Genomic DNA, 24,771 nt, shown 5'->3' on the forward strand with positions numbered 1-24,771 from the left:
GTGAGAATCTTGAATGATGTTTTACAAGTTCCTGTTACGGATGTAAAGGGGATCGGAGGAGAAACATCTGAGTTACTACATGAGATGGGGATTTATACAGTTTCTCATCTATTAGAACATTTTCCGTACCGTTATGAAGATTATGCGATGAAAGATCTTGCTGAAGTAAAGCATGATGAACGTGTAACGGTTGAAGGGAAGGTTCATAGTGCTCCTTTGCTGCAATATTATGGTAAGAAGAAATCGCGTCTAACAGTTCGTGTTCTCGTCGGTCGTTATTTAATTACGGCGGTATGTTTTAATAGGCCTTACTATAAGCAAAAATTAACGTTAGATGAAACGGTAACGATTACTGGTAAATGGGATCAACATCGTCAAACAATTGCTGTATCAGAACTTCATTTTGGGCCAGTTGTACGTCAACAAGAAGTGGAGCCTGTTTACTCAGTAAAGGGGAAACTTACAGTAAAACAGATGCGTCGTTTTATTGCTCAAGCGTTAAAGGAATATGGAGATTCTATAGTCGAAGTGTTACCGGATGGTTTGTTAGGCCGGTATAAATTATTACCAAGATATGAAGCACTTAAGGCTTTGCATTTTCCGGTAGGACAGGAGGATTTAAAGCAAGCGCGTCGCCGTTTTGTATATGAGGAATTTTTCTTATTTCAGCTGAAAATGCAAACACTGAGGAAAATGGAGAGGGAAAATTCAAAAGGGACGAAGAAAGAGATTCCGTCAGTAGAATTACAAGAATTTATCGATGCATTGCCGTTCCCGTTAACTGGTGCGCAGCGCCGAGTTGTAGATGAAATTTTAAAAGATATGACATCTCCTTATCGGATGAACCGACTATTACAAGGTGACGTTGGTTCTGGGAAAACAGTTGTTGCTGCGATTGGCCTTTATGCATCGAAATTAGCTCATTATCAAGGTGCTTTAATGGTTCCTACAGAAATTTTAGCTGAGCAACATTATCAGTCGCTTGCTGAAACGTTTTCGCATTTTGGTATGAAGGTGGAACTGCTAACAAGTTCTGTTAAAGGTGCAAGACGCCGAGAAATTTTAGCGAAGTTAGAACAAGGAGAAATAGATATTCTTGTTGGAACGCACGCTTTAATTCAAGATGAAGTTATATTTCATAGGTTGGGTCTCGTTATTACAGATGAACAGCATCGATTTGGTGTAGCGCAGCGCCGAGTTTTACGGGAGAAAGGTGAAAGTCCAGATGTATTATTTATGACAGCGACACCAATTCCGCGTACGCTTGCAATTACTGCATTTGGAGAGATGGATGTTTCGATAATCGATGAGATGCCAGCAGGTAGAAAGGTGATTGAAACATACTGGGCAAAACATGATATGTTAGATCGCGTCCTCGGTTTTGTTGAGAAGGAAATAAAAAAAGGAAGACAGGCATACGTTATTTGTCCTCTAATTGAAGAATCTGAGAAACTTGATGTGCAAAATGCTATCGACTTACATAGTATGCTGACGCATCATTACCAAGGGAAATGCCAAGTTGGATTGATGCATGGGAGATTATCGTCTCAGGAAAAAGAAGAGATAATGGGCCAGTTTAGTGAAAATAAAGTGCAAATTCTTGTATCGACAACAGTTGTTGAGGTGGGTGTGAACGTACCGAATGCGACTGTGATGGTTATTTATGATGCAGAACGTTTCGGTTTATCGCAGCTTCATCAGCTTAGAGGGCGTGTCGGGCGTGGTAGTGAACAATCATATTGTTTATTAATAGCAGACCCTAAATCAGAAACAGGAAAAGAAAGAATGCGCATAATGACTGAAACAAATGATGGATTTGTATTGTCAGAAAAAGATTTAGAATTACGAGGTCCTGGAGATTTCTTTGGGAGTAAGCAAAGTGGCTTACCAGAATTTAAGGTTGCTGACATGGTACACGATTATCGAGCGTTAGAAACAGCAAGGCAAGATGCGGCGATACTAGTAGATTCAGAAGCATTTTGGCACAATGATCAGTACGCTGCCTTGCGTACGTATCTTGATGGGACAGGTGTGTTCCAAGGAGAGAAGCTCGATTAAAGGGAGTCAACAAAAATTTTTGTTGCATTCTACTTTTAATGATTATATACTACTGTTAGTACCTAGTCATAAAAATGGATGGTGCGGTATGAAGAAAAGAAGAAGTAAAAAAGAAAGACAAGAATTATTACAACAAACAATCGAATCAAATCCTTTTATTACGGATGAAGATTTAGCGGAAAAATTTCAAGTGAGTATACAAACAGTACGACTGGATCGTATGGAATTGTCTATTCCTGAATTAAGAGAGAGAATTAAACATGTAGCTACAAAGCAACATGAAGAAGATGTGAAATCTTTACCGTTAGAAGAGGTTGTCGGAGAAATTATTGATATTGAATTAGATAGACATGCAATCTCTATCTTTGAAGTAAAGGTAGAACATGTATTTAAAAGAAATCAAATTGCCCGTGGGCATCATCTGTTTGCGCAAGCAAACTCACTAGCTGTTGCGGTTATTGATGAAGAATTAGCTTTAACTGCAAAGTCTACCATTCGATACATTCGCCCTGTAAAATTAGGAGAGCGTGTTGTTGCAAAAGCGCGCGTTGAAGATGTAGAGAATGATAAGGGACGGACGGTTGTCAAAGTGCGTAGCTTCGTTGGAGAAGAACTTGTTTTTACAGGCACTTTTGAAATGTATCGATCTAGTAATTATAGTGAGGAAGGTAACAACTTATGAAAATCGCAATAGATGCAATGGGCGGAGATCACGCTCCAAAGGCTGTAGTATTAGGGGCAATGAAAGCTATTAAGGAATATTCTGATTTACATATTACGTTAGTAGGGAAAGAAGAGGAAATTCGTCAATATTTAACGAGTGATGAACGAATTACTATTCTTCATACAGACGAAAAAATAGAATCGACGGAGGAACCAGTAAGAGCGGTTCGTCGAAAAAAACAAGCTTCAATGGTACTTGCGGCACAGCAAGTAAAGGATGGAGAAGCAGACGCTTGTATATCCGCAGGTAGTACAGGAGCTTTAATGGCAGCTGGATTATTTGTTGTCGGTCGTATGGAAGGAATTGAGCGACCAGCTTTATCGCCTACAATGCCAACTGTAGATGGAAAAGGTTTTGTTATGTTAGATGTTGGAGCAAATGTTGATGCAAAACCAATTCATTTATATCAATATGCAGTAATGGGATCTGTTTATGCTGAGAAGGTAAGAGGAATTGAAAATCCTCGTGTTGGACTATTAAACGTTGGAACAGAGGATGGAAAAGGAAACGAGCTTTCAAAGCAAGTATTTGCAATGCTTAAGGATGCGCCAATTAATTTCGTTGGGAACGTTGAATCGAGAGATTTATTGCAAGGTGTAGCAGATGTTGTTGTATGTGATGGTTTTACAGGGAATGTAGCGTTGAAATCATTAGAAGGAACAGCACTTGCGCTATTCTCTATGTTGAAAGAACAACTAATGAGTTCGTTTACGAGCAAATTAGCAGCGGCGGTATTAAAGCCAAAACTTATGGTATTAAAAGATAAAATGGATTATTCGGAGTATGGGGGAGCTGCATTATTTGGATTGAAAGCACCTGTCATTAAGGCTCACGGTTCTTCTAATGACCAGTCGATATTTAGTGCGATTCGTCAAACGAGAGAAATGGTAGCGAAAGAAGTAATTCCTACAATTTCAAGCGTAATGGAGAAAGAGTCACTCCAATAAGAGGAGGATTTGAAATGGGAAAAATAGCATTTCTTTTTCCGGGCCAAGGTTCACAGGCAGTTGGAATGGGTAAACAATTAGCAGAGAATAATAAAGAGGTTGCAAAAGTGTTTGCAAAAGCAGATGAGGTGTTACAAGATTCACTTTCAGAAGTGATTTTTGAAGGACCGCAGGAAAAGCTTACATTAACAACAAATGCTCAGCCTGCATTATTAACAACGAGTTTTGCTATTTTGACAGCTTTGAAAGAGTATGACATTACACCTGACTTTGTCGCTGGTCATAGTTTAGGTGAATATAGCGCTCTTGTAGCAGCTGGTGCATTAACTTTTGAAGATGCGGTATATGCTGTAAGGAAACGCGGGGAATATATGGAAGAAGCTGTTCCGGGCGGGGAAGGTGCAATGGCAGCTATATTAGGTGCTGACCCACATATGCTGAAACAAGTTACAGAAGAAGTAACAAGTGAAGGATATGCAGTGCAAATCGCTAATATGAATAGTACGAAGCAAATTGTAATTTCTGGAACGAAGCAAGGCGTAGAGCTTGCTTCTCAAAGAGCGAAAGAAAATGGTGCAAAGAGAGCAATTCCACTAAAAGTAAGTGGGCCATTCCATTCCTCACTTATGAAGCCGGCAGCTGAGAAGTTCCAAAGTGTTTTGAATGAAATTACAATTCATGATACGAATATTCCTGTTATTGCAAATGTTACGGCGGATGTTATTACACGTGGTGCCGACATTCAAGAAAAGTTAATCGAACAGCTTTATTCGCCTGTATTATGGTACCCGTCTATTGAATGTATGGTGAAGCAGGGAGTAGATACATTTATTGAAATTGGACCTGGAAAAGTACTTGCTGGACTTATGAAGTCAATTGATTCATCAGTGAAAGCATATGCGATATATGATGAAGAGACATTAAAAGATACCATTTCAAATTTGAGAGGAGAAAACTGATGTTAAAAGGGAAGGTAGCATTAGTAACTGGCGCTTCACGTGGAATTGGTCGCGCGATTGCGATTGATTTAGCGAAACAAGGGGCAAATGTAGTAGTAAATTATGCAGGTAATGAACAAAAAGCAAATGAAGTAGTAGATGAAATTAAGAAATTAGGTTCTGATGCAATTGCGGTAAAAGCAGATGTTGCAAATGCTGATGATGTTACAAATATGGTGAAACAAACAGTAGATACATTTGGACAAGTTGATATTCTTGTAAATAATGCTGGTGTAACAAAAGATAATTTATTAATGCGTATGAAAGAAGAAGAATGGGATACAGTTATTAATACAAACTTAAAAGGTGTATTCTTATGTACAAAAGCAGTATCTCGTTATATGATGCGTCAACGTCACGGTAGAATTATAAATATCGCTTCTGTTGTGGGTGTTATAGGAAACCCAGGGCAAGCTAATTATGTTGCTGCTAAAGCGGGTGTTATTGGATTAACAAAAACATCTGCAAAAGAGTTAGCAAGTCGAAATATTACTGTGAATGCAATTGCGCCAGGCTTTATTGCGACTGATATGACTGATGTACTAGATGAGAATATTAAAGCCGAAATGTTAAAAGTTATTCCAGCTGCTCAATTTGGTGAAGCGCAAGATATCGCGAATGCTGTAACGTTTTTTGCTTCTGATCAAAGCAAATATGTTACAGGTCAAACGTTAAATGTTGATGGCGGTATGGTAATGTAATAAAAGAATCGATTTCACCTAGTTTTTTTGGTCAATATTTAATATAATATTTGAGGGGAGGTGAATGGAATGGCAGATGTTTTAGAGCGCGTAACAAAAATCATCGTTGATCGTTTAGGAGTAGAAGAGACTGAGGTAGTACCAGCTGCAAGCTTCAAGGAAGATTTAGGAGCAGACTCCCTAGATGTAGTAGAACTTGTAATGCAATTAGAAGATGAATTCGAAATGGAAATTTCTGATGAAGATGCTGAAAAGATTGCTACTGTTGGCGATGCTGTGACTTACATAGAGAGTCATCTATAATGCTTAAGTGAAGTCCCGTTTTTTAGCGGGGCTTTCTGGCTTATATCTGGAGGGACCTATGCCGTACCGAAAATATAGAGAAAAAAAATACGAAACAAAATATCGTGAAGCATTTAAAGTGTTTCAAGAAAAGATAGGTATTACGTTTACAGATGAAAAATTATTGATTCAAGCATTTACGCATTCATCGTATGTGAATGAGCATCGAAAAAAACCGCATGAAGATAATGAGCGTCTTGAATTTCTTGGAGATGCAGTATTGGAACTTACTGTATCGCAGTATCTGTTTCAAAAATATCCGACAATGAGCGAAGGAGAGTTAACAAAACTACGTGCAGCTATTGTATGTGAGCCATCTCTTGTTCGTTTTGCGAACGAATTGTCATTTGGTAGCCTTGTTTTATTAGGAAAAGGTGAAGAAATGACAGGTGGACGTGAACGACCAGCTTTATTAGCGGATGTCTTTGAAGCGTTTATTGGTGCCCTTTATCTTGATCAAGGGTTAGAAACAGTTTGGGAATTCTTAAAAGAAATTGTATATCCGAAAATTAATGAGGGTGCTTTTTCTCATGTGATGGATTATAAGAGTCAGTTACAAGAATTGATTCAGCGTGATGGTAGTGGCAATGTTGAGTATCAAATTTTGCAAGAAAAAGGACCAGCTCACAATCGAGAATTTGTGTCACGTGTTACGTTAAATAACGTAGCTTTAGGTCTTGGTAGTGGTAAGTCGAAAAAAGAAGCAGAGCAACAAGCTGCTGCAGAAGCATTGAAAAAATTAAAAGAACAACTATAAGGAATCCCCCTTTGAATGAGGGGGATTCCTTGTGCATAGAATGAAACTTTCTTTTTGTTTGTAAATAAAAAGAAGGTAAATCCGTATAATAGCTTGTTTTTGTATAGAGAACATTTATAACGACGGAGAATAGGAGGAAGGCCTTTCGTGTTTTTAAAAAGATTAGAAATAGCAGGGTTTAAGTCTTTTGCTGAGCGTGTATCTGTTGATTTTGTCCCGGGTGTAACTTCTGTAGTAGGACCTAATGGAAGTGGGAAAAGTAATATTACTGATGCAATTCGCTGGGTACTTGGTGAACAATCTGCAAAATCATTACGTGGTGCAAAGATGGAGGATATTATTTTTGCAGGCAGTGATACGAGGAGAGCGGTTAATGTTGCTGAAGTAACAATAACTTTAAATAATGAAGATCAACGTTTACCAATTGAATACAATGAGGTGTGTGTAACACGTCGTGTATCTCGTTCAGGTGAAAGTGATTTTTATATTAATAAACAATCATGTAGATTGAAAGATATTATTGATTTATTTATGGACTCTGGTATGGGAAGAGAAGCTTTTTCAATTATTAGCCAGGGGAAAGTGGAAGAGATTTTAAGTAGTAAGTCAGAAGAGCGTCGAGGTGTATTTGAAGAAGCGGCAGGCGTACTAAAATACAAACTTCGCAAAAAGAAAGCTGAAGGAAAATTAGAAGAAACACAAGAAAACTTAAATCGTGTACAAGATATAATTCATGAATTAAGTAGTCAAGTAGAACCTTTAGAAAGACAAGCTTCTATTGCGAAAGATTATCTTGAGAATAAAGAAGAATTAGAGAAAGTAGAAGCTGCGCTTATTGTCCATGAAATTGAAGAATTGCATGAGAAATGGGAAGCACTTCGAAATCAGTTTGGGCATAATAAAAACGAAGAAGCTAAAATGTCAACGAATTTACAAAAAAGTGAAGAAGAACTTGAGGAATTACGAGGACAATTACAAGCGGTAGATGAGTCTGTAGACTCGTTGCAAGAGGTACTTCTTCTTTCTAGTAAAGAGCTAGAAAAACTAGAAGGGCAGCGCGAGTTGTTAAAAGAGAGAAAGCAAAATGCTACGACGCATTGTGCGCAACTTGAGCAGTTAATTGTTGAATTAACAGAGAAAGCTAAAATTTACGATGGTGAGATTGAGTCAAGTACAGAAGCTTTAATGCAATTTGTGAATGAAGTAAAAGAGTTGGAGCAAAAATTGCATGATAATGAGCAATTGCTTGCTACTTTTGCTGACAATTTAGAGGAACAGATTGAGAATTTAAAAGGTGACTATATTGAACTTTTAAATCAACAAGCTAGTCATCGCAATGAATTATCTATGATTGAAGAACAATCTAAACAGCAAACGTCTAAAAACGAGCGTCTAGATGAAGAGAATGCGAAATATGTAGAAATGCGTATGGAAATTACAGCGAAAAAGACGAAACTTGTAGAAAGTTACGAACAAGCGAAAGAAAAAGTAGCTGGCATTCTCTCAAACATACAGAAGACAGAGGCGGCACTTGGGAAATGTAAGACGCAGTATAGTGAAAATGAAACAAAACTATACCAAGCATACCAATTTGTGCAACAGGCACGTTCTCGAAAAGAAATGCTTGAAGAGATGCAAGAAGATTATTCTGGCTTCTATCAAGGTGTACGTGAAGTATTGAAAGCTAGAGAAAATAGGTTGCAAGGTATCGAGGGTGCTGTTGCGGAACTGTTAACGGTTCCGAAAGAATACGAAGTTGCAATGGAAATCGCTCTAGGTGCAGCGATGCAGCATATTGTTGTACAAACAGAGGAGCATGCTCGTAATGCGATTGCATTTTTAAAGCAAAATAAACATGGACGTGCAACGTTTTTACCGCAAGCTGTTATTAAAAGCAGATCGTTATCATTTGAGCAATTACGCATTGTAAATCAACACCCATCGTTTGTAGGTGTGGCGGCAGAACTTGTGCAGTACAACAATAAATATGAAAATGTAGTTTCAAATTTATTAGGTACTGTTATTGTTGCGAAAGATTTACGCGGAGCAAATGAGTTGGCGAAACAACTGCAATACCGTTATCGCATTGTAACAATTGAAGGTGACGTAGTGAATCCTGGCGGTTCTATGACTGGTGGGGCGGTAAAACAAGCGAAATCTTCTTTATTAGGACGCCAACGTGAACTGGAAGAGTGGACTCGCAAGTTAACTGATATGGAAGAAAAAACAACGAAGTTAGAAAACTTTGTTAAAGCAGTAAAACAAGAGATTCAAGAAAAAGAAGTGAAAATACGCGAACTAAGGCAAACTGTAGAAGTGGATCGTGTAGAAGAGCAGAAATTAAGAGAAGAGATTAATCGTTTAGAATTAGAAGAACATCGTATTAATGACCGCTTGTCTATTTATGATTTAGAGATTGAAGGGTTTTTACAAGATCGAGTAAAAATGCAAGGGCGTAAAGAGGAGTTAGAAGGGATTTTAGCGAATCTTCAAGCTGATATCACTGAGTTAGATAGTAAAATTGTAGCTTTAACAAAACAAAAAAGTGAGCAACATTCTTCGAAAGAAAAAGTTCAAAAAGAAATGACTGAATTAAAAGTGCTGGCAGCTGAAAAGCAACAACGCTTATCTAATCAAAAAGAAAAAGTTGAACGATTGACGAAGGAAAAAGAAGAAACGGATACGACACTTGTAAAAACGAAAGAGGATTTAGCATTCTTAAAACAAGAAATGACATCTAATTCAAGTGGTGAAGAGCAAATTACGAATATGATTGAGAAGAAAGCGTATGATCGTAATCAAACTTCAGAATTAATTCGCTCTCGTCGTGAACAACGTGTATCGTTGCAAGAGAGAGTAGAACATTTAGAACGCAATTTGAAAGAAACGACAGGTAAACATAAATATATTCTTGAAATGTTGAAAGATCAAGAAGTGAGAATAAACCGACTTGATGTAGAGTTGGAAAATAGATTACAACATTTACGTGAAACATATACGATTTCATTTGAAGCGGCGAAACTAAAATATACAATGACAATGCCTGCAGAAGATGCGCGTAAGAAAGTAAAATTAATCAAATTATCCATAGAAGAGTTAGGTACAGTGAACCTAGGGGCAATTGATGAATATGAACGTGTAGCGGAGCGTCATACATTCTTACTAGAGCAGAGAGACGATCTAGAAGAAGCGAAAACGACATTGCACCAGCTTATTACCGAAATGGATGAAGAAATGAAAAAACGCTTTTCTACTACGTTTGAAGGCATTAGAATGGAATTTCAATCGGTATTCTCTGAATTATTTGGAGGCGGTAGAGCGGATTTAGTAATGACTAATCCAGAGGATTTACTAAATACGGGTATTGATATTGTAGCACAACCGCCAGGGAAGAAATTGCAGAACTTAGGTTTACTTTCAGGTGGAGAGCGTGCTTTAACGGCAATTGCGCTTTTATTTGGTATTTTAAAAGTGCGCCCAGTACCGTTCTGTGTACTAGATGAGGTAGAGGCCGCCCTTGATGAAGCGAATGTAGCTCGTTTTGCACAGTATTTAAAGAAATTTAGTGATGAGACGCAGTTTATTGTAATTACACATAGAAAAGGTACAATGGAAGAGTCTGATGTGTTGTACGGTGTAACAATGCAAGAATCAGGGGTATCTAAACTTGTTTCGGTTCGTTTAGATGCCGGAGAAGAACTTATTGCAAGTGAATAGGAAGGATGGGAAAGTATGAGTTTTTTTAAAAAACTAAAAGAAAAAATTTCAAAACAAACGGATACAGTAACAGAGAAATTTAAACACGGATTAGAAAAAACTAGAAATTCATTTGCGGATAAAGTGAATGATTTAGTGTATCGTTACCGTAAAGTGGACGAAGATTTCTTCGAAGAGTTAGAAGAAATCTTAATTGGTGCAGACGTTGGCGTTGCGACGGTAATGGAATTAATTGATCAATTGAAAGAAGAAGTACAACGTCGTAACATTCAAGATCCAAAAGAAGTACAAGCTGTTATTTCAGAAAAACTAGTGGGAATTTACAAAGGTGACAGCGATTTTAGTAACGAAATTAATATGCAAGAGGACCAATTAACGGTTGTTTTATTTGTTGGTGTTAACGGTGTAGGAAAAACGACAACAATTGGTAAACTGGCGCATAAGTTTAAATCAGAAGGTAAGTCAGTCCTATTGGCAGCAGGAGACACATTCCGTGCTGGGGCGATTGAACAATTAGAAGTATGGGGCGATCGTGTTGGTGTAGAAGTGATTAAACAAGGATCTGGATCTGATCCAGCGGCGGTTATGTATGACGCTGTACAAGCTGCGAAAGCACGTAAGGTAGATGTATTACTATGTGACACAGCAGGACGCTTGCAAAATAAAGTAAACTTAATGAAAGAGTTAGAGAAGGTGAAGCGTGTAATTGAGCGTGAAGTACCAGGTGCTCCTCATGAAGTATTGCTTGTTATTGATGCAACAACAGGACAAAACGGTTTAAGCCAAGCGAAAACATTCCGGGAGGCAACGAATGTAACTGGTATTGTTTTAACGAAGTTAGATGGAACTGCTAAAGGTGGTATTGTATTAGCGATTCGTAACGAAATGGATGTACCGGTGAAGTTTGTTGGATTAGGAGAGCAAATGGATGATTTGCAGCAGTTTGATCCAGAACAATATGTGTATGGTTTATTTGCGAACTTAGTAGAAACAGAAGAAGTATAAGCGAAAGAAGCGGTATTTCCGCTTCTTTTTCTATAAAAATATATGATGTTAAGAAAAAAACTTGACACTCTTTTGGACTCCATGTAAACTAATTCATGTAAAGGGAAATCACTTAACAAAGGATGATCCAACATGCTCGAAAAAACAACGAGAATGAACTATTTATTTGATTTTTATCAATCGTTGTTAACGCAAAAACAAAGAAGTTATATGTCGCTTTATTATCTAGATGATTTATCTCTTGGTGAAATTGCGGAAGAATTTGATGTAAGTCGCCAAGCCGTGTATGATAACATTAAACGGACTGAAGCGATGCTTGAAGAATATGAAGAAAAATTAGTATTACTTCAAAAGTTTCAAGAGCGACAGCGACTTGTTGCAAAGATAAAACAGCTAATCAGCGAAGAAGAGCATGTGAATGAAGAAATGAAACAAGTTGTTGAAGCTATCGAAAAATTAGATTAGGAGGGCGGCAATATGGCATTTGAAGGATTAGCCGACCGACTTCAACAGACAATGCAAAAAATCCGCGGCAAAGGAAAAGTTTCTGAAGCCGATGTGAAAGAAATGATGAGAGAAGTTCGTCTAGCTCTTTTAGAAGCAGATGTTAACTTTAAAGTAGTAAAAGATTTTGTGAAGCGTGTGTCTGAACGTGCTGTCGGACAAGATGTAATGAAAAGTTTGACACCTGGACAACAAGTAATTAAAGTTGTACAGGAAGAACTTACAGAACTTATGGGCGGAGAGCAAAGCAAAATTGCTGTTGCTAATAAGCCACCGACTGTTATTATGATGGTTGGTCTGCAAGGTGCGGGTAAAACAACGACGACAGGTAAGCTTGCGAATTTGCTTCGTAAAAAGCATAATCGTAAACCGATGCTTGTTGCAGCTGATATTTACCGTCCAGCAGCAATTAAACAGCTTGAAACATTAGGGAAGCAATTGGACATGCCTGTATTTTCTTTAGGAGATCAAGTAAGTCCTGTTGAAATTGCGAAACAAGCGATTGCAAAAGCAAAAGAAGATCATCATGATTATGTTTTAATCGATACAGCGGGTCGCCTGCATATCGATGAAGAACTAATGGATGAATTAGCGAAAGTTAAAGAAGTTGCGAAACCGGATGAAATTTTCCTTGTTGTCGATGCGATGACGGGACAAGACGCGGTAAATGTTGCACAAAGTTTCCATGAACAGTTAGGTTTAACAGGTGTTGTATTAACGAAATTAGATGGTGATACGCGCGGTGGTGCTGCATTATCTATTAAGGCTGTAACAAACACACCGATTAAATTTGCTGGTATGGGTGAAAAACTAGATGCAATTGAAGCGTTCCATCCAGAGCGTATGGCATCCCGTATTTTAGGGATGGGCGATGTCTTAACATTGATTGAAAAAGCGCAAGCTACAGTTGATGAAGAGAAAGCAAAAGAACTTGAGCAAAAAATGCGTACGCTTTCGTTTACGCTTGACGATTTCCTAGAACAACTTGGACAAGTGCGTCAACTTGGGCCGCTTGATGAATTGTTAGGAATGCTTCCTGGTGCAAATAAAATTAAAGGGCTGAAAAATGCGCAAGTTGATGAAAAACAAATTGGGCATATTGAGGCAATTATTCGTTCTATGACTAAATTAGAACGAGAACAACCGGAAATAATCAATGCTAGTCGCAAAAAGCGCATTGCCAAAGGTAGCGGTACAACTGTACAAGAAATCAATCGTCTAATCAAACAATTCGATGACATGAAAAAAATGATGAAGACGATGACTGGAATGCAAAAAGGCAAGAAAAAAGGACTAGGTGGATTGAAGTTTCCATTCATGTAAGGAAAAAAAGATGGCTCTGTTAAGAAAAAATACTTTACAAAGCAATAGTCTTTTTGCTAATATAATTATCTGTGTGAAATAAATTCGGAGGTGCTTTATAAATGGCAGTTAAAATTCGTTTAAAACGTATGGGAGCTAAAAAAACTCCTTTCTATCGTGTAGTTGTTGCAGATTCTCGTTCTCCTCGTGACGGACGTTTCATTGAGGAAATCGGAACTTACAATCCAGTTGCTCAACCAGCTGAAGTTAAGATCAACGAAGAAGCAGCATTAAAATGGTTAGGAAATGGTGCTAAACCATCTGATACAGTTCGTAACTTATTCTCTAACCAAGGTATCATGGAGAAATTCCACTTATCTAAACAAGGTAAGTAATTGAGGCAATGACTATGAAGAAGTTAGTCGAGACGATTGTCAAGCCTCTTGTCGATCATCCTGAAGATGTAAAAGTTACACAGGAACTTTACAACGGAGAGATAAAGTATCGATTAACTGTACATCCTGAGGATGTTGGAAAAGTCATTGGAAAGCAAGGGAGAGTTGCGAAAGCGATTCGGATGCTCTTGTATTCAGTGGGACATCATAATGATGAAAAAGTAACACTGGAAATTCAATAAACGTAAAAAGGGCGAGGAGTTATTCCTCTCCCTTTTTTAACATTTAAATAGAGATTGCATGTTCCATCTATGAAATGGAGATGCTTAATTTATATAGAAACCAGGGGTGACATACTATTTATGACAAAGTGGTTTAACGTAGGGAAAATTGTAAATACTCATGGCGTAAGAGGAGAAATCCGTGTTATTTCTCGTACTGATTTTCCAGAAGAGCGATATAAAGTAGGAAACACACTATACATATCGAATGAGAAAGACACAGACTACCTTCCGGTGAAGGTAACTTCTCATCGCCAACATAAGACATTCGATTTATTAACATTTGAAGGATATAACAATGTAGATGAAGTAGAGAAGTTTAAAGGTTCTTTAATAAAAGTACCAGAAGAGCAGTTAGGCGAACTTGCTGAAGGTGAATACTACTATCACGAAATTATTGGTTGCAGCGTTGTAACGGAAGAAGGAGAAGCGCTAGGGACAATCAAAGAAATTCTCTCTCCTGGTGCGAATGATGTTTGGGTGATTAAACGTCCGAAGGGTCAAGATCTTTTAATTCCTTATATTGATGACGTTGTACTTCAAGTTAATATTGAAAATAAATTAGTAACCATTCATGTAATGGAAGGGTTGCTATAATGAAAATTGATATTTTAACGTTGTTCCCAGACATGTTTACCGGTGTATTTGGATCTTCTATATTAAAGAAGGCGCAAGAAAAAGAAGCGGTAAACCTTCGTGTTGTTAACTTTCGTGATTATACAACAAGTAAGCATAATAGCGTAGACGATTATCCTTACGGCGGAGGAGCTGGTATGGTGCTTACTCCTCAGCCTATTTTTGATGCTGTAGAAGATTTGACGAAAGAGACAGAGCGTAAGCCGAGAGTTGTCTTAATGTGTCCGCAGGGCGAAAGATTTACGCAGAAGAAAGCGGAAGAGCTTGCAGAGGAAGAACATTTGATCTTTGTATGTGGGCATTATGAAGGGTATGACGAACGAATTCGTGAGCATCTCGTAACGGATGAGATTTCTATTGGTGACTATGTGTTAACGGGCGGAGAATTAGCTTCTATGGTTATTACTGATAGTGTTGTACGTCTCTTGCCAGGCGTGCTAGGAAATCATGCTTCACAAGTGGAGGATTCGTTTAGTACAGGTTTATTAGAGCATCCTCATTATACACGTCCGGCTGATTTTCGTGGTATGAAGGTACCGGATGTATTAATGTCAGGGAATCATAAAAATATTGACGAATGGCGACATAAGGAATCTTTGCGCCGTACGTATACGCGTAGACCTGATTTGTTAGATGATAGAGATCTATCTAAACAAGAGAAAAAATGGCTTGAGGAAATAAAGCGAGAGCAGTAATAACTTCATATATTTGCTATTGCAACAGGCCTAGTAATATGCTATTATAACATTTGTGCTACTGAAATCAGTAGCCGTATTAACGATGTTCCGCTGTAATTTATTAAGACTTTATAAGAGCATCTGTTTAAAGGAGAGAATTTAATATGCAACAATTAATCGCAGAAATTACAAAAGGCCAATTAAAAACTGACCTTCCTTCATTCCGTCCTGGTGACACTTTACGTGTACACGTAAAAGTTGTTGAGGGAACTCGTGAAAGAATTCAGCTTTTCGAAGGTGTTGTAATTAAACGTCGTGGTGGCGGAATTAGTGAAACATTCACAGTTCGTAAGATTTCTTACGGTGTAGGTGTTGAGCGTACATTCCCAGTTCACACGCCAAGAATCGCGAAAATCGAAGTACTTCGCCGTGGTAAAGTACGTCGTGCTAAGTTATACTACTTACGTAACCTTCGCGGTAAAAAAGCACGTATTAAAGAAATTCGATAAGACATGTATGGGAGCTTGTAAATGCACAAGCTCCCTTTTTCCAATCTATATGAAATTTTGGTATAATACGAACAGCTTACATAACCGTGGAGGGGAAATGCATGAAAAAAGAGAAGAGTTCACTTTGGGAATGGATTAAAGCAATTTTGATTGCTGTTGTATTAGCTGGTGTTATTAGACAGTTTTTCTTTGCTCCAATTCTCGTAGACGGGGTATCGATGGCACCTACTTTACATGATCGTGATCGAATGATTGTGAATAAAATTGGTTATCACATTGGAGATCCAAAACGCTTTGATATTATCGTATTTCGAGCAACAGAAGATAAAGATTACATTAAGCGCATTATAGGCCTGCCAGGCGATGAAATAGAGTATCGTAATGATAAACTGTATGTTAACGGAAAGGCTTATGAGGAGCCGTATTTAGACAAGCAGAAAAAGCAAATTGCTGACGGACCGCTTACATATGATTTTAATCTTGAAGAAATGACAGGCAAGAAAACTGTCCCAAAAGATCAATTATTTGTTTTAGGTGATAATCGTCGTTTTAGTAAAGATAGCCGTTCAATCGGTACGATTTCAAAGGATCAAGTAATTGGTAAAGCTAATATGTTATATTGGCCGTTAGAAGACGCACGTATTGTGAAATAAATGAAAAAGAAGGTGGCAACATGGTAATTCAATGGTTTCCAGGGCATATGGCGAAAGCTAGACGCCAAGTAACGGAGAAATTAAAATTAATTGATGTTGTAATTGAGCTTGTAGATGCTCGATTACCATTATCATCTCGAAACCCAATGATTGATGAAATCATTACACATAAGCCGAGGCTTGTTGTTTTAAATAAAGCGGATATGGCAGATGATCGTTTAACAAAACAATGGATCGCATATTTTAAAGAAAAAGGCCATATGGCAATTTCGATTAACGCGCAAGCTGGACAAGGTATGAAAGAAATTGCAGCAGCTTGTAAAGTGCTTGTTAAAGAAAAATTTGATAAAATGGTTGCAAAAGGTATTAGACCGAGAGCGATTCGCGCATTAATTGTAGGTATACCAAATGTTGGTAAATCTACATTAATTAATAAATTGGCAAAGAAAAATATTGCTAAAACAGGAGATCGTCCAGGTGTGACAACAGCCCAACAATGGATTAAAGTTGGGAAGGAAATGGAATTGTTAGATACGCCAGGTATTCTGTGGCCTAAATTTGAAGATCAATTAGTGGGTCTTCGCTTAGCGACGACGGGTGCAATTAAAGATTCAATTTTAAATTTACAAGATGTAGCTGTTTACGCATTACGTTTTATGGAGAAACATTATCCAGAACGCTTGAAAGAACGCTACAATTTAAATGAGATTCCAGAAGATATTGTGGAATTATTCGATGCGATTGGAAAAAATAGAGGCTGCTTAATGGGCGGCGGAATGATTGATTATGATAAGACATCTGAGCTTGTACTTCGTGAGCTTCGTGGTGGCAAACTTGGAAAAATGACGTTTGAAACACCGGAAGAGTTTGCAGAGCAAGTAGAAGATGTGGAAAAAATAGAAGAAGTATAAGACGTGCGTTTGTGCGTCTTTTCTTTTTGGATACGTTTAAAAAGGAGCTTGTATAAATGCAAACAATGACGATAAAAGAAGCGGAAAATGTATTGAAAGAAATTATGAATGAAGAAGATGATCGCTTTCAACTGTTAATGAAAGATGAGCGAAAAGGCGTTCAAAAGCTCGTTTTGAAGTGGTATAAACAAAAAGAGTTAGAACAGAAAGAAAAAGAGAAGTTTTTTGAAATGTCCAAGTATGAAAATGCTTTGCGTGAAAAAGGGGTCACATATATCGCGGGTATTGATGAAGTAGGGCGCGGGCCATTGGCTGGGCCTGTTGTGACGGCAGCTGTCGTTCTTCCTGAGGATTTTTATATTCCAGGGTTAAATGACTCAAAAAAGCTGAGTGAAGCGAAACGTGAGCGTTTTTATGATGAAATAAAAGTACAAGCGATTGCAATTGGAGTTGGAATTGTATCACCGCAAGTTATTGATGAAATTAATATTTACCAAGCAACGAAACAAGCGATGTTAGATGCTGTTGCAAATTTATCTTATACACCCCAACATTTATTAATTGATGCGATGAAGCTTCCCACACCAATTCCGCAAACTTCAATTATTAAAGGTGATGCGAAAAGTGTTTCGATTTCAGCTGCATCCATTATCGCAAAAGTAACGAGAGATCGTATGATGAAAGAACTGGGAGAGAAGTATCCTGAATACGGATTTGAGCAACATATGGGATATGGCACAAAGCAACATTTAGAGGCAATTGAAGTGCATGGAGTATTAGAGGAACACCGAAAGTCATTCGCGCCAATTAAAGATATGATTCAAAAATAAGCTGTAAATATACAGCTTATTTTTTATTTTGGCATATAAACATTACTATTTCCGAAAAAGAATAAAGCGATTTCAGTTTTCTGACACTTTATTGTAGACAGCGTGCCAATCATCTTATACAATGGCAATGTAATGTTTTTTAAACATTAAAAAACTTTTCGAGTAAAACAGGAAAACAGGGGAGGATGGGACCATGAATATCCATGAGTACCAAGGTAAGGCAGTCCTTAGAAGCTATGGGGTTAGCGTTCCGAACGGGAAGGTTGCATTTACAGTAGAAGAAGCTGTAGAAGCAGCGAAAGAATTAGGAACAGATGTATGTGTAGTGAAAGCACAAATTCACGCTGGTGGACGCGGCAAAGCTGGCGGAGTAAAAGTTGCAAAAAATTTAGATGAAGTTCGTACATATGCAGAAAGCATTTTAGGAACTACACTTGTGACACATCAAACAGGTCCTGAAGGTAAGGAAGTAAAACGCTTACTTATCGAAGAAGGTTGCGATATTAAAAAAGAATATTATGTAGGTCTAGTTTTAGATCGTGCAACTTCTCAAGTTGTTTTAATGGCTTCTGAAGAAGGCGGAACAGAAATTGAAGAAGTAGCAGAAAAAACACCTGAAAAAATCTTTAAAGAATATATTGATCCGGCAGTAGGCTTACAAGGTTTCCAAGCGCGCCGAATTGCATTTAACATCAATATTCCAAAAGAGCTTGTAGGACAAGCTGTGAAGTTTATGATGGGCTTATACCGTGCGTTTATCGAAAAAGATTGCTCTATCGCTGAGATTAACCCACTTGTTACAACAGGTGAAGGTAAAGTTATGGCACTAGATGCAAAATTAAACTTTGATTCTAATGCGTTATATCGCCATAAAGACATTTTAGAGCTTCGTGATCTTGATGAAGAAGATGCAAAAGAAATTGAAGCTTCAAAATACGACTTAAACTACATTCCTTTAGATGGAAATATCGGTTGTATGGTTAATGGTGCAGGTTTAGCGATGGCTACAATGGATATCATTAAACATTACCACGGTGACCCAGCTAACTTCTTAGATGTTGGTGGCGGTGCAACTGCTGAAAAAGTTACAGAAGCATTCAAAATTATCCTTTCTGACAAAAATGTAAAAGGTATCTTCGTTAACATTTTTGGTGGCATTATGAAGTGTGATGTTATTGCAGAAGGTGTTATTGAAGCAACGAAACAGGTAGGTCTTGAGTTACCTTTAGTTGTACGTCTTGAAGGTACAAACGTAGAACTAGGTAAGAAAATTTTAAATGAGTCTGGCTTAAATATTGTTGCAGCAGAATCTATGGCAGACGGTGCACAAAAAATTGTTTCACTAGTGGGCTAATAGAAAGCGGGGGAGAAAAATGAGCGTATTAGTTAATAAAGATACAAAAGTTATTGTTCAAGGTATTACAGGTTCTCAAGGTTTATTCCATACAAAACAAATGATTGAATACGGTACGAAAATTGTCGGTGGTGTAACGCCAGGTAAAGGTGGCACTGATATTGAAGGTGTACCAGTATTTGATACTGTAGAAGATGCAGTGAAAGCAACAGGCGCAAACGCTTCAGTTGTATACGTTCCACCCGCTTTTGCGGCTGATGCAATTATGGAAGCAGTTGATGCAGAAATTGATTTAGTAGTATGTATTACTGAAGGAATTCCTGTATTAGATATGGTAAACGTAAAGAGATATATGGCTGGTAAACATACACGTTTACTTGGACCAAACTGCCCAGGTGTTATCACGCCTGATGAATGTAAAATCGGTATTATGCCAGGATACATTCATAAAAAAGGTCATGTAGGTATCGTATCGCGCTCTGGTACTTTAACGTATGAAGCTGTACATCAGTTAACACAAGAAGGTATTGGACAATCTACTGCTGTAGGTATCGGCGGGGACCCTGTTAACGGTACAGACTTTATTGATGCGTTAAAAGCATTTAATGAAGATGAAGAAACACATGCTGTAATTATGATTGGTGAAATCGGCGGTACAGCAGAAGAAGAGGCAGCTGAATGGGTAAAAGCTAATATGACAAAACCTGTTGTAGGCTTCATTGGTGGTCAAACAGCGCCTGCTGGCAAACGTATGGGCCATGCTGGTGCAATCATTTCTGGCGGTAAAGGAACTGCTGCTGAAAAGATTAAAACAATGGAAGCTTGTGGCATTAAAGTAGCTGAAACTCCAGCAGTTATGGGAGAAACGCTAATCTCTGTTTTAAAAGAAAAAGGTTTATTTGAGACTTGCAAAAACTATTAATCTGTTGAAAGACACCTTCTTACTTGAGGGTGTCTTTTTACACTTTTTCTGTTTACATAATAAAAATTATGGGTAAGGAGAATTGAGATGAAAAGAGAGCGATTATTACACCTTCATTACTTGCTAGCAGATTATTGGAAAGCGGTGGAGAGGCTACTATATGTCGATCCAGAATTAAAGAACATATATACTTTTAACGAAAAACAAATGGAATACTACACTGGAATATCCTCGAAAAAATCTTCAGAACTAGTGAAATTTCTTCAAAGTTCAAATCTTCCGCAATATATATCTTATTTAGAGAAAAATCGTATTTTTTATATAACGATATGGGATGAAAATTATCCGCAATTATTACGTGAAATACAAGACCCTCCCTTCGTTTTATATGGAAAAGGAGAGAAAGATTTTCTCAATAAAGTAAATAAATTAGCAGTTGTTGGAACGAGAGAACCATCATTATATGGTCATGAGAGTTTGAAGTTTATTTTACACCCTTTATTAGAAAGAGAGTGGCTTATTGTCAGTGGGTTTGCAAAAGGGATAGATACAATGTCTCATGAGATTACAGTAAGGCATCATTGCCCGACTATTGCGATATTAGGGCACGGATTGTCGTTTATGTATCCGAAAGAAAATAGACATTTATATGAAATGTGGAAGGAATATATATTGTTATTGACAGAGTATCCTCCGCACTATGCACCGAAAAAATGGTATTTTCCAAAAAGGAACCGGATTGTTAGTGGTATAAGTAAAGGTGTTTTAGTTGTAGAAGCCAAATCGAGAAGTGGAACACTTATTACTGCAGACCTTGCGTTAGAGCAAAATAGAGAGGTGTTTGCGCTTCCTGGACCTATATTTATAGAGGGGGCATCGGGAACGAATCATCTTATTCAACAAGGAGCAAAATTAGTAAGAAATGCAGAAGATATCTTGGAGGAGATTTTAAATTAACCTTATATTTTTAAATTTTTATTAAACAATTATTGACAAATGGTAGATTGGCACTGTATGGTATATTCATTCTTGATTGACAAAAACAAGAGAAATCAATAAGATTAATGAAGACTTGAATCCACCTCTTAAGGAGGCACTAGCATGTCAGATTACCTCGTAATCGTGGAGTCGCCTTCTAAGGCGAAGACCATTGAGAAATATTTAGGGAAAAAATACAAAGTTGTCGCGTCTATGGGACATGTTCGCGATTTGCCAAAAAGTCAAATGGGGATAGAAGTAAAGAACAACTTCACCCCGAAGTATATTACCATTCGTGGTAAAGGTCCCGTCTTAAAGGATTTAAAATCAGCGGCGAAAAAAGCAAAGAAAGTTTATCTCGCGGCCGATCCAGACCGCGAAGGGGAAGCGATTGCTTGGCATTTAGCGAATACGTTAAATGTGGACGTTGAATCAGATTGTCGGGTTGTGTTTAATGAGATTACGAAAGATGCAATCAAAGAATCATTTAAACATCCTCGCGCAATTAATATGGATTTAGTAGATGCACAACAAGCAAGACGCATACTTGATCGTCTTGTTGGTTACAATATTAGTCCTTTATTATGGAAGAAAGTAAAAAAAGGATTAAGTGCAGGGCGTGTACAATCTGTAGCAGTTCGTTTAATCATCGAACGTGAAAAGGAAATTCAAAGCTTTGAACCTGAAGAATTCTGGACAATTAAAACAGAATTTGTAAAAGGAAAAGACACATTTGAAGCAAGTTTTTACGGTGTAGATGGTGAAAAAGTTCAATTAACGAATGAAACGCAAGTGAATGAAATAATTGAACAGATGAAAGACAATGCGTTTTCAGTTGAAAATGTAACGCGCAAAGAGCGAAAACGTAATCCTGCATTACCGTTTACAACATCTTCCTTGCAACAAGAAGCAGCACGTAAGTTAAATATGCGAGCAAAGAAAACGATGATGCTTGCACAGCAATTGTATGAAGGGATAGATCTTGGAAAACAAGGAACTGTAGGTCTTATTACGTATATGAGAACTGATTCAACACGTATCTCAGAAACAGCTCAAACAGAGGCACGTACTTACATCACTGAAGCGTATGGTACGGAATACATAGGAACAGAAAAGAAGAAAGAATCGAAAAAGTCAAATGCACAAGATGCACATGAGGCAATTCGTCCTACTTCGGTAATGAGAAAGCCAGAGGAACTGAAAAGTTTCTTAAGTCGTGATCAACTTCGATTATATAAATTGATTTGGGAGCGATTTGTTGCAAGTCAAATGGCGTCTGCTATAATGGATACTGTGACAGCGAGACTCATTAATAACAATGTTCAGTTCCGTGCAAGTGGATCGGTTGTAAAGTTCCCAGGATTTATGAAAGTGTATGTAGAGTCGAAAGATGATGGTGCGGAAGAAAAGGATAAGATGTTGCCGCCTTTAGAAGTAGGGGAAACTGTATTTTCAAAGGATTTAGAACCGAAGCAACATTTTACACAACCTCCTCCGCGCTATACAGAGGCCCGTCTAGTAAGAACACTTGAAGAACTTGGAATTGGAAGACCGTCGACTTATGTACCTACACTTGAAACGATTCAAAAACGTGGATATGTAGGTTTGGATAATAAACGCTTCGTTCCGACTGAACTTGGTGAAATAGTAATTGAACTTATTTTAGAGTTTTTCCCAGAAATTATTAACATTGAATTTACTGCCAATATGGAGCAAAGCCTTGATGAAGTAGAAGAAGGAAATGCCAATTGGGTAAAAATTGTTGATGATTTCTACGTAGGATTTGAACCGCGCTTAGAAAAAGCGGAAAAAGAAATGCGTGAAGTGGAAATTAAAGATGAGCCAGCTGGGGAAGACTGTGAATTATGCGGACATCCAATGGTCTTTAAAATGGGTAAATACGGGAAGTTTATGGCTTGTTCGAATTTCCCTGATTGTCGTAATACAAAAGCGATTGTGAAAGAAATCGGTGTAACTTGTCCGAAATGTGAAGAAGGACAAATTATTGAGCGTCGCAGTAACAAAAAGAAACGTCTTTTCTATGGATGCGGTACGTATCCAGAGTGTGACTTTGTATCTTGGGATAAGCCAATTGGTCGTAAATGTCCGAAGTGTGAAGGCATGCTTGTAGAGAAAAAGTTAAAAAAAGGCGTGCAAGTACAATGTATTTCGTGCGATTATGAAGAAGAACAACAAATGTGAGCGTAACTGCTCACATTTTTTTCGGGAAGAAAAGGAAAGGTGATATAAATGACAACACAAGTAGTAAACGTCATTGGCGCAGGTCTTGCAGGAAGTGAAGCAGCTTACCAAATTGCAAAACGTGGTGTCCAAGTTAGATTATATGAAATGAGGCCGGTAAGGCAAACACCAGCTCATCACACAGATAAATTTGCTGAATTAGTATGTAGTAACTCACTTCGTGCAAACACTTTAACAAATGCAGTTGGAGTTATTAAAGAGGAAATGCGTTTAATGGATTCTGTAATTATTCGTGCGGCAGACGAGTGCTCTGTACCAGCTGGAGGTGCTTTAGCTGTAGACCGTCATGAGTTCGCAGCTAAAGTAACAGAATACGTAAAAAACCATCCGAATGTAACTGTAGTGAACGAAGAGCTTACTGAAATTCCAGAAGGACCAACAATTATTGCAACAGGTCCACTTACATCTCCTGATCTTGCTGCACAATTAAAAGAACTAACAGGTGAAGATTATTTCTATTTCTACGATGCGGCAGCACCAATCGTAGAAAAAGACAGCATTGACATGAATAAAGTATATTTAAAATCGCGTTATGACAAAGGTGAAGCTGCATATTTAAATTGCCCAATGACAGAAGAAGAGTTTGACCGTTTTTATGAGGCTTTAATTGCTGCTGAGACAGTGCCTTTAAAAGAGTTTGAAAAAGAAATTTTCTTTGAAGGTTGTATGCCAGTAGAAGTTATGGCAAGTAGAGGGAGACAGACACTAGTATTTGGACCTATGAAACCTGTTGGATTGGAAGATCCAAAAACAGGAAAAACGCCATATGCTGTTGTTCAGTTGCGTCAAGATGATGCAGCGGGAACTTTATACAATATCGTAGGTTTCCAAACGCATTTAAAATGGGGACCACAAAAAGAAGTGCTACAGTTAATTCCGGGACTGGAAAATGCAGAGATTGTACGTTATGGTGTAATGCATCGTAATACGTTTATTAATTCACCTAATTTGCTTCGTCCAACATATCAATATAAACAACGTGATGATTTATTCTTCGCTGGTCAAATGACTGGAGTAGAGGGATATGTTGAATCAGCAGCATCAGGATTATTAGCGGGAATTAATGCTGCACGTCTTGTGCAAGGTGAAGAGCCAGTTGTATTACCGTCAGTAACTGCAATGGGTAGCATGGCAAATTACATTACGGCAACGAATGCTAAAAACTTCCAACCGATGAATGCGAACTTCGGTCTATTTGCACCGTTAGAGAAAAAGATCAAAAAGAAAGCGGAACGAAATGAAGCATACGCAACACGCGCTTTAGAAACAATTCAAAATTTTGTAAATATTTAGTTAAATTTCTTGCAA

The 24,771-nt window shown here is 37.9% G+C and carries 24 protein-coding genes; all 24 read left to right on the plus strand.

The window, feature by feature from the left end; translation table 11 throughout:
* Window positions 1-9 precede the first annotated feature (9 nt).
* The 24 genes from recG to trmFO all read left to right on the plus strand — a co-directional run bounded on the left by recG (window position 10) and on the right by trmFO (window position 24,756).
* Window positions 10-2,058, plus strand: a complete 2,049-nt coding sequence (gene recG, locus MRP26_RS07595) for an ATP-dependent DNA helicase RecG (RefSeq protein ID WP_197242677.1) — start codon at window positions 10-12, stop codon at window positions 2,056-2,058.
* A gap of 88 nt (window positions 2,059-2,146) precedes the next feature.
* Entirely contained in the window at window positions 2,147-2,740 is a 594-nt protein-coding gene (gene fapR / locus MRP26_RS07600; RefSeq protein WP_000747349.1) for a transcription factor FapR, read from the plus strand.
* Window positions 2,737-3,729, plus strand: coding sequence for a phosphate acyltransferase PlsX (gene plsX / locus MRP26_RS07605; RefSeq protein ID WP_000684100.1), 993 nt, complete (start codon window positions 2,737-2,739; stop codon window positions 3,727-3,729). Before fapR ends, plsX begins: the two co-directional genes overlap by 4 nt.
* A 14-nt stretch (window positions 3,730-3,743) precedes the next feature.
* Complete coding sequence (gene fabD, locus MRP26_RS07610; RefSeq protein WP_000515902.1) at window positions 3,744-4,688, plus strand: ACP S-malonyltransferase; 945 nt, start codon at window positions 3,744-3,746, stop codon at window positions 4,686-4,688.
* Window positions 4,688-5,428 (plus strand): 3-oxoacyl-[acyl-carrier-protein] reductase, encoded by a 741-nt coding sequence (gene fabG, locus MRP26_RS07615; RefSeq protein ID WP_000911769.1) that lies wholly within the window; start codon window positions 4,688-4,690, stop codon window positions 5,426-5,428. The genes fabD and fabG overlap by 1 nt, the downstream gene beginning before the upstream one ends.
* Before the next feature lie 69 nt (window positions 5,429-5,497).
* A complete protein-coding gene (acpP, locus tag MRP26_RS07620) occupies window positions 5,498-5,731 on the plus strand; it encodes an acyl carrier protein (protein ID WP_000786062.1) in 234 nt (77 codons plus the stop codon).
* A gap of 58 nt (window positions 5,732-5,789) precedes the next feature.
* Complete coding sequence (gene rncS / locus MRP26_RS07625; RefSeq protein ID WP_001146875.1) at window positions 5,790-6,527, plus strand: ribonuclease III; 738 nt, start codon at window positions 5,790-5,792, stop codon at window positions 6,525-6,527.
* A gap of 147 nt (window positions 6,528-6,674) precedes the next feature.
* Window positions 6,675-10,244 (plus strand): chromosome segregation protein SMC, encoded by a 3,570-nt coding sequence (gene smc / locus MRP26_RS07630; protein WP_075717457.1) that lies wholly within the window; start codon window positions 6,675-6,677, stop codon window positions 10,242-10,244.
* A 15-nt stretch (window positions 10,245-10,259) separates the two neighbouring features.
* Window positions 10,260-11,249 (plus strand): signal recognition particle-docking protein FtsY, encoded by a 990-nt coding sequence (gene ftsY, locus MRP26_RS07635; protein WP_000007642.1) that lies wholly within the window; start codon window positions 10,260-10,262, stop codon window positions 11,247-11,249.
* Window positions 11,250-11,381: 132 nt separating this feature from the next.
* The gene (locus MRP26_RS07640) at window positions 11,382-11,714 is read left to right on the plus strand and encodes a putative DNA-binding protein (protein ID WP_197242676.1); all 333 of its coding nucleotides are present in this window, start codon (window positions 11,382-11,384) and stop codon (window positions 11,712-11,714) included.
* Window positions 11,715-11,726: 12 nt separating this feature from the next.
* Window positions 11,727-13,076 (plus strand): signal recognition particle protein, encoded by a 1,350-nt coding sequence (ffh, locus tag MRP26_RS07645; protein WP_000863460.1) that lies wholly within the window; start codon window positions 11,727-11,729, stop codon window positions 13,074-13,076.
* 101 nt (window positions 13,077-13,177) lie between these two features.
* Window positions 13,178-13,450 (plus strand): 30S ribosomal protein S16, encoded by a 273-nt coding sequence (gene rpsP, locus MRP26_RS07650; RefSeq protein ID WP_000268750.1) that lies wholly within the window; start codon window positions 13,178-13,180, stop codon window positions 13,448-13,450.
* Between the two features lie 14 nt (window positions 13,451-13,464).
* Window positions 13,465-13,692: a KH domain-containing protein gene (locus MRP26_RS07655; RefSeq protein WP_000737399.1), complete on the plus strand. Its 228-nt coding sequence runs from the start codon at window positions 13,465-13,467 to the stop codon at window positions 13,690-13,692.
* A 120-nt stretch (window positions 13,693-13,812) separates the two neighbouring features.
* Entirely contained in the window at window positions 13,813-14,328 is a 516-nt protein-coding gene (rimM, locus tag MRP26_RS07660) for a ribosome maturation factor RimM (RefSeq protein WP_000170272.1), read from the plus strand.
* Window positions 14,328-15,062, plus strand: a complete 735-nt coding sequence (gene trmD, locus MRP26_RS07665; protein WP_000686899.1) for a tRNA (guanosine(37)-N1)-methyltransferase TrmD — start codon at window positions 14,328-14,330, stop codon at window positions 15,060-15,062. The genes rimM and trmD overlap by 1 nt, the downstream gene beginning before the upstream one ends.
* A 146-nt stretch (window positions 15,063-15,208) precedes the next feature.
* Window positions 15,209-15,553: a 50S ribosomal protein L19 gene (gene rplS, locus MRP26_RS07670; RefSeq protein ID WP_001186516.1), complete on the plus strand. Its 345-nt coding sequence runs from the start codon at window positions 15,209-15,211 to the stop codon at window positions 15,551-15,553.
* 101 nt (window positions 15,554-15,654) lie between these two features.
* Window positions 15,655-16,206 (plus strand): signal peptidase I, encoded by a 552-nt coding sequence (gene lepB, locus MRP26_RS07675; RefSeq protein ID WP_000711852.1) that lies wholly within the window; start codon window positions 15,655-15,657, stop codon window positions 16,204-16,206.
* 20 nt (window positions 16,207-16,226) lie between these two features.
* Window positions 16,227-17,117, plus strand: a complete 891-nt coding sequence (gene ylqF, locus MRP26_RS07680; RefSeq protein WP_000236702.1) for a ribosome biogenesis GTPase YlqF — start codon at window positions 16,227-16,229, stop codon at window positions 17,115-17,117.
* A 56-nt stretch (window positions 17,118-17,173) separates the two neighbouring features.
* Window positions 17,174-17,947, plus strand: coding sequence for a ribonuclease HII (locus MRP26_RS07685; RefSeq protein WP_001194269.1), 774 nt, complete (start codon window positions 17,174-17,176; stop codon window positions 17,945-17,947).
* Window positions 17,948-18,140: 193 nt separating this feature from the next.
* Entirely contained in the window at window positions 18,141-19,301 is a 1,161-nt protein-coding gene (gene sucC, locus MRP26_RS07690; RefSeq protein ID WP_001020790.1) for an ADP-forming succinate--CoA ligase subunit beta, read from the plus strand.
* Window positions 19,302-19,320: 19 nt separating this feature from the next.
* Complete coding sequence (sucD, locus tag MRP26_RS07695) at window positions 19,321-20,223, plus strand: succinate--CoA ligase subunit alpha (RefSeq protein WP_000115178.1); 903 nt, start codon at window positions 19,321-19,323, stop codon at window positions 20,221-20,223.
* A gap of 87 nt (window positions 20,224-20,310) precedes the next feature.
* Window positions 20,311-21,180, plus strand: a complete 870-nt coding sequence (dprA, locus tag MRP26_RS07700; protein WP_098125830.1) for a DNA-processing protein DprA — start codon at window positions 20,311-20,313, stop codon at window positions 21,178-21,180.
* Window positions 21,181-21,324: 144 nt separating this feature from the next.
* Window positions 21,325-23,403 carry a type I DNA topoisomerase gene (gene topA / locus MRP26_RS07705; protein ID WP_001286955.1) on the plus strand — a complete coding sequence of 693 codons (2,079 nt, stop codon included), beginning with the start codon at window positions 21,325-21,327 and terminating at the stop codon, window positions 23,401-23,403.
* A gap of 48 nt (window positions 23,404-23,451) precedes the next feature.
* Window positions 23,452-24,756, plus strand: a complete 1,305-nt coding sequence (gene trmFO, locus MRP26_RS07710) for an FADH(2)-oxidizing methylenetetrahydrofolate--tRNA-(uracil(54)-C(5))-methyltransferase TrmFO (protein WP_000213006.1) — start codon at window positions 23,452-23,454, stop codon at window positions 24,754-24,756.
* Window positions 24,757-24,771 lie beyond the last annotated feature (15 nt).

Origin of the sequence: Bacillus sp. CCB-MMP212 (genome assembly GCF_022748145.1) — a bacterium.
GTDB classification, from domain to species: Bacteria; Bacillota; Bacilli; order Bacillales; family Bacillaceae_G; genus Bacillus_A; species Bacillus_A cereus.

Coding starts and splice junctions, on each gene's coding strand:
- fapR (WP_000747349.1), top strand. CDS start 2,147: ATGAAGAAAAGAAGAAGTAAAAAAGAAAGACAAGAATTATTACAACAA.
- plsX (WP_000684100.1), top strand. CDS start 2,737: ATGAAAATCGCAATAGATGCAATGGGCGGAGATCACGCTCCAAAGGCT.
- fabD (WP_000515902.1), top strand. CDS start 3,744: ATGGGAAAAATAGCATTTCTTTTTCCGGGCCAAGGTTCACAGGCAGTT.
- fabG (WP_000911769.1), top strand. CDS start 4,688: ATGTTAAAAGGGAAGGTAGCATTAGTAACTGGCGCTTCACGTGGAATT.
- acpP (WP_000786062.1), top strand. CDS start 5,498: ATGGCAGATGTTTTAGAGCGCGTAACAAAAATCATCGTTGATCGTTTA.
- rncS (WP_001146875.1), top strand. CDS start 5,790: ATGCCGTACCGAAAATATAGAGAAAAAAAATACGAAACAAAATATCGT.
- ftsY (WP_000007642.1), top strand. CDS start 10,260: ATGAGTTTTTTTAAAAAACTAAAAGAAAAAATTTCAAAACAAACGGAT.
- MRP26_RS07640 (WP_197242676.1), top strand. CDS start 11,382: ATGCTCGAAAAAACAACGAGAATGAACTATTTATTTGATTTTTATCAA.
- ffh (WP_000863460.1), top strand. CDS start 11,727: ATGGCATTTGAAGGATTAGCCGACCGACTTCAACAGACAATGCAAAAA.
- rpsP (WP_000268750.1), top strand. CDS start 13,178: ATGGCAGTTAAAATTCGTTTAAAACGTATGGGAGCTAAAAAAACTCCT.
- MRP26_RS07655 (WP_000737399.1), top strand. CDS start 13,465: ATGAAGAAGTTAGTCGAGACGATTGTCAAGCCTCTTGTCGATCATCCT.
- rimM (WP_000170272.1), top strand. CDS start 13,813: ATGACAAAGTGGTTTAACGTAGGGAAAATTGTAAATACTCATGGCGTA.
- trmD (WP_000686899.1), top strand. CDS start 14,328: ATGAAAATTGATATTTTAACGTTGTTCCCAGACATGTTTACCGGTGTA.
- rplS (WP_001186516.1), top strand. CDS start 15,209: ATGCAACAATTAATCGCAGAAATTACAAAAGGCCAATTAAAAACTGAC.
- lepB (WP_000711852.1), top strand. CDS start 15,655: ATGAAAAAAGAGAAGAGTTCACTTTGGGAATGGATTAAAGCAATTTTG.
- ylqF (WP_000236702.1), top strand. CDS start 16,227: ATGGTAATTCAATGGTTTCCAGGGCATATGGCGAAAGCTAGACGCCAA.
- MRP26_RS07685 (WP_001194269.1), top strand. CDS start 17,174: ATGCAAACAATGACGATAAAAGAAGCGGAAAATGTATTGAAAGAAATT.
- sucC (WP_001020790.1), top strand. CDS start 18,141: ATGAATATCCATGAGTACCAAGGTAAGGCAGTCCTTAGAAGCTATGGG.
- sucD (WP_000115178.1), top strand. CDS start 19,321: ATGAGCGTATTAGTTAATAAAGATACAAAAGTTATTGTTCAAGGTATT.
- dprA (WP_098125830.1), top strand. CDS start 20,311: ATGAAAAGAGAGCGATTATTACACCTTCATTACTTGCTAGCAGATTAT.
- topA (WP_001286955.1), top strand. CDS start 21,325: ATGTCAGATTACCTCGTAATCGTGGAGTCGCCTTCTAAGGCGAAGACC.
- trmFO (WP_000213006.1), top strand. CDS start 23,452: ATGACAACACAAGTAGTAAACGTCATTGGCGCAGGTCTTGCAGGAAGT.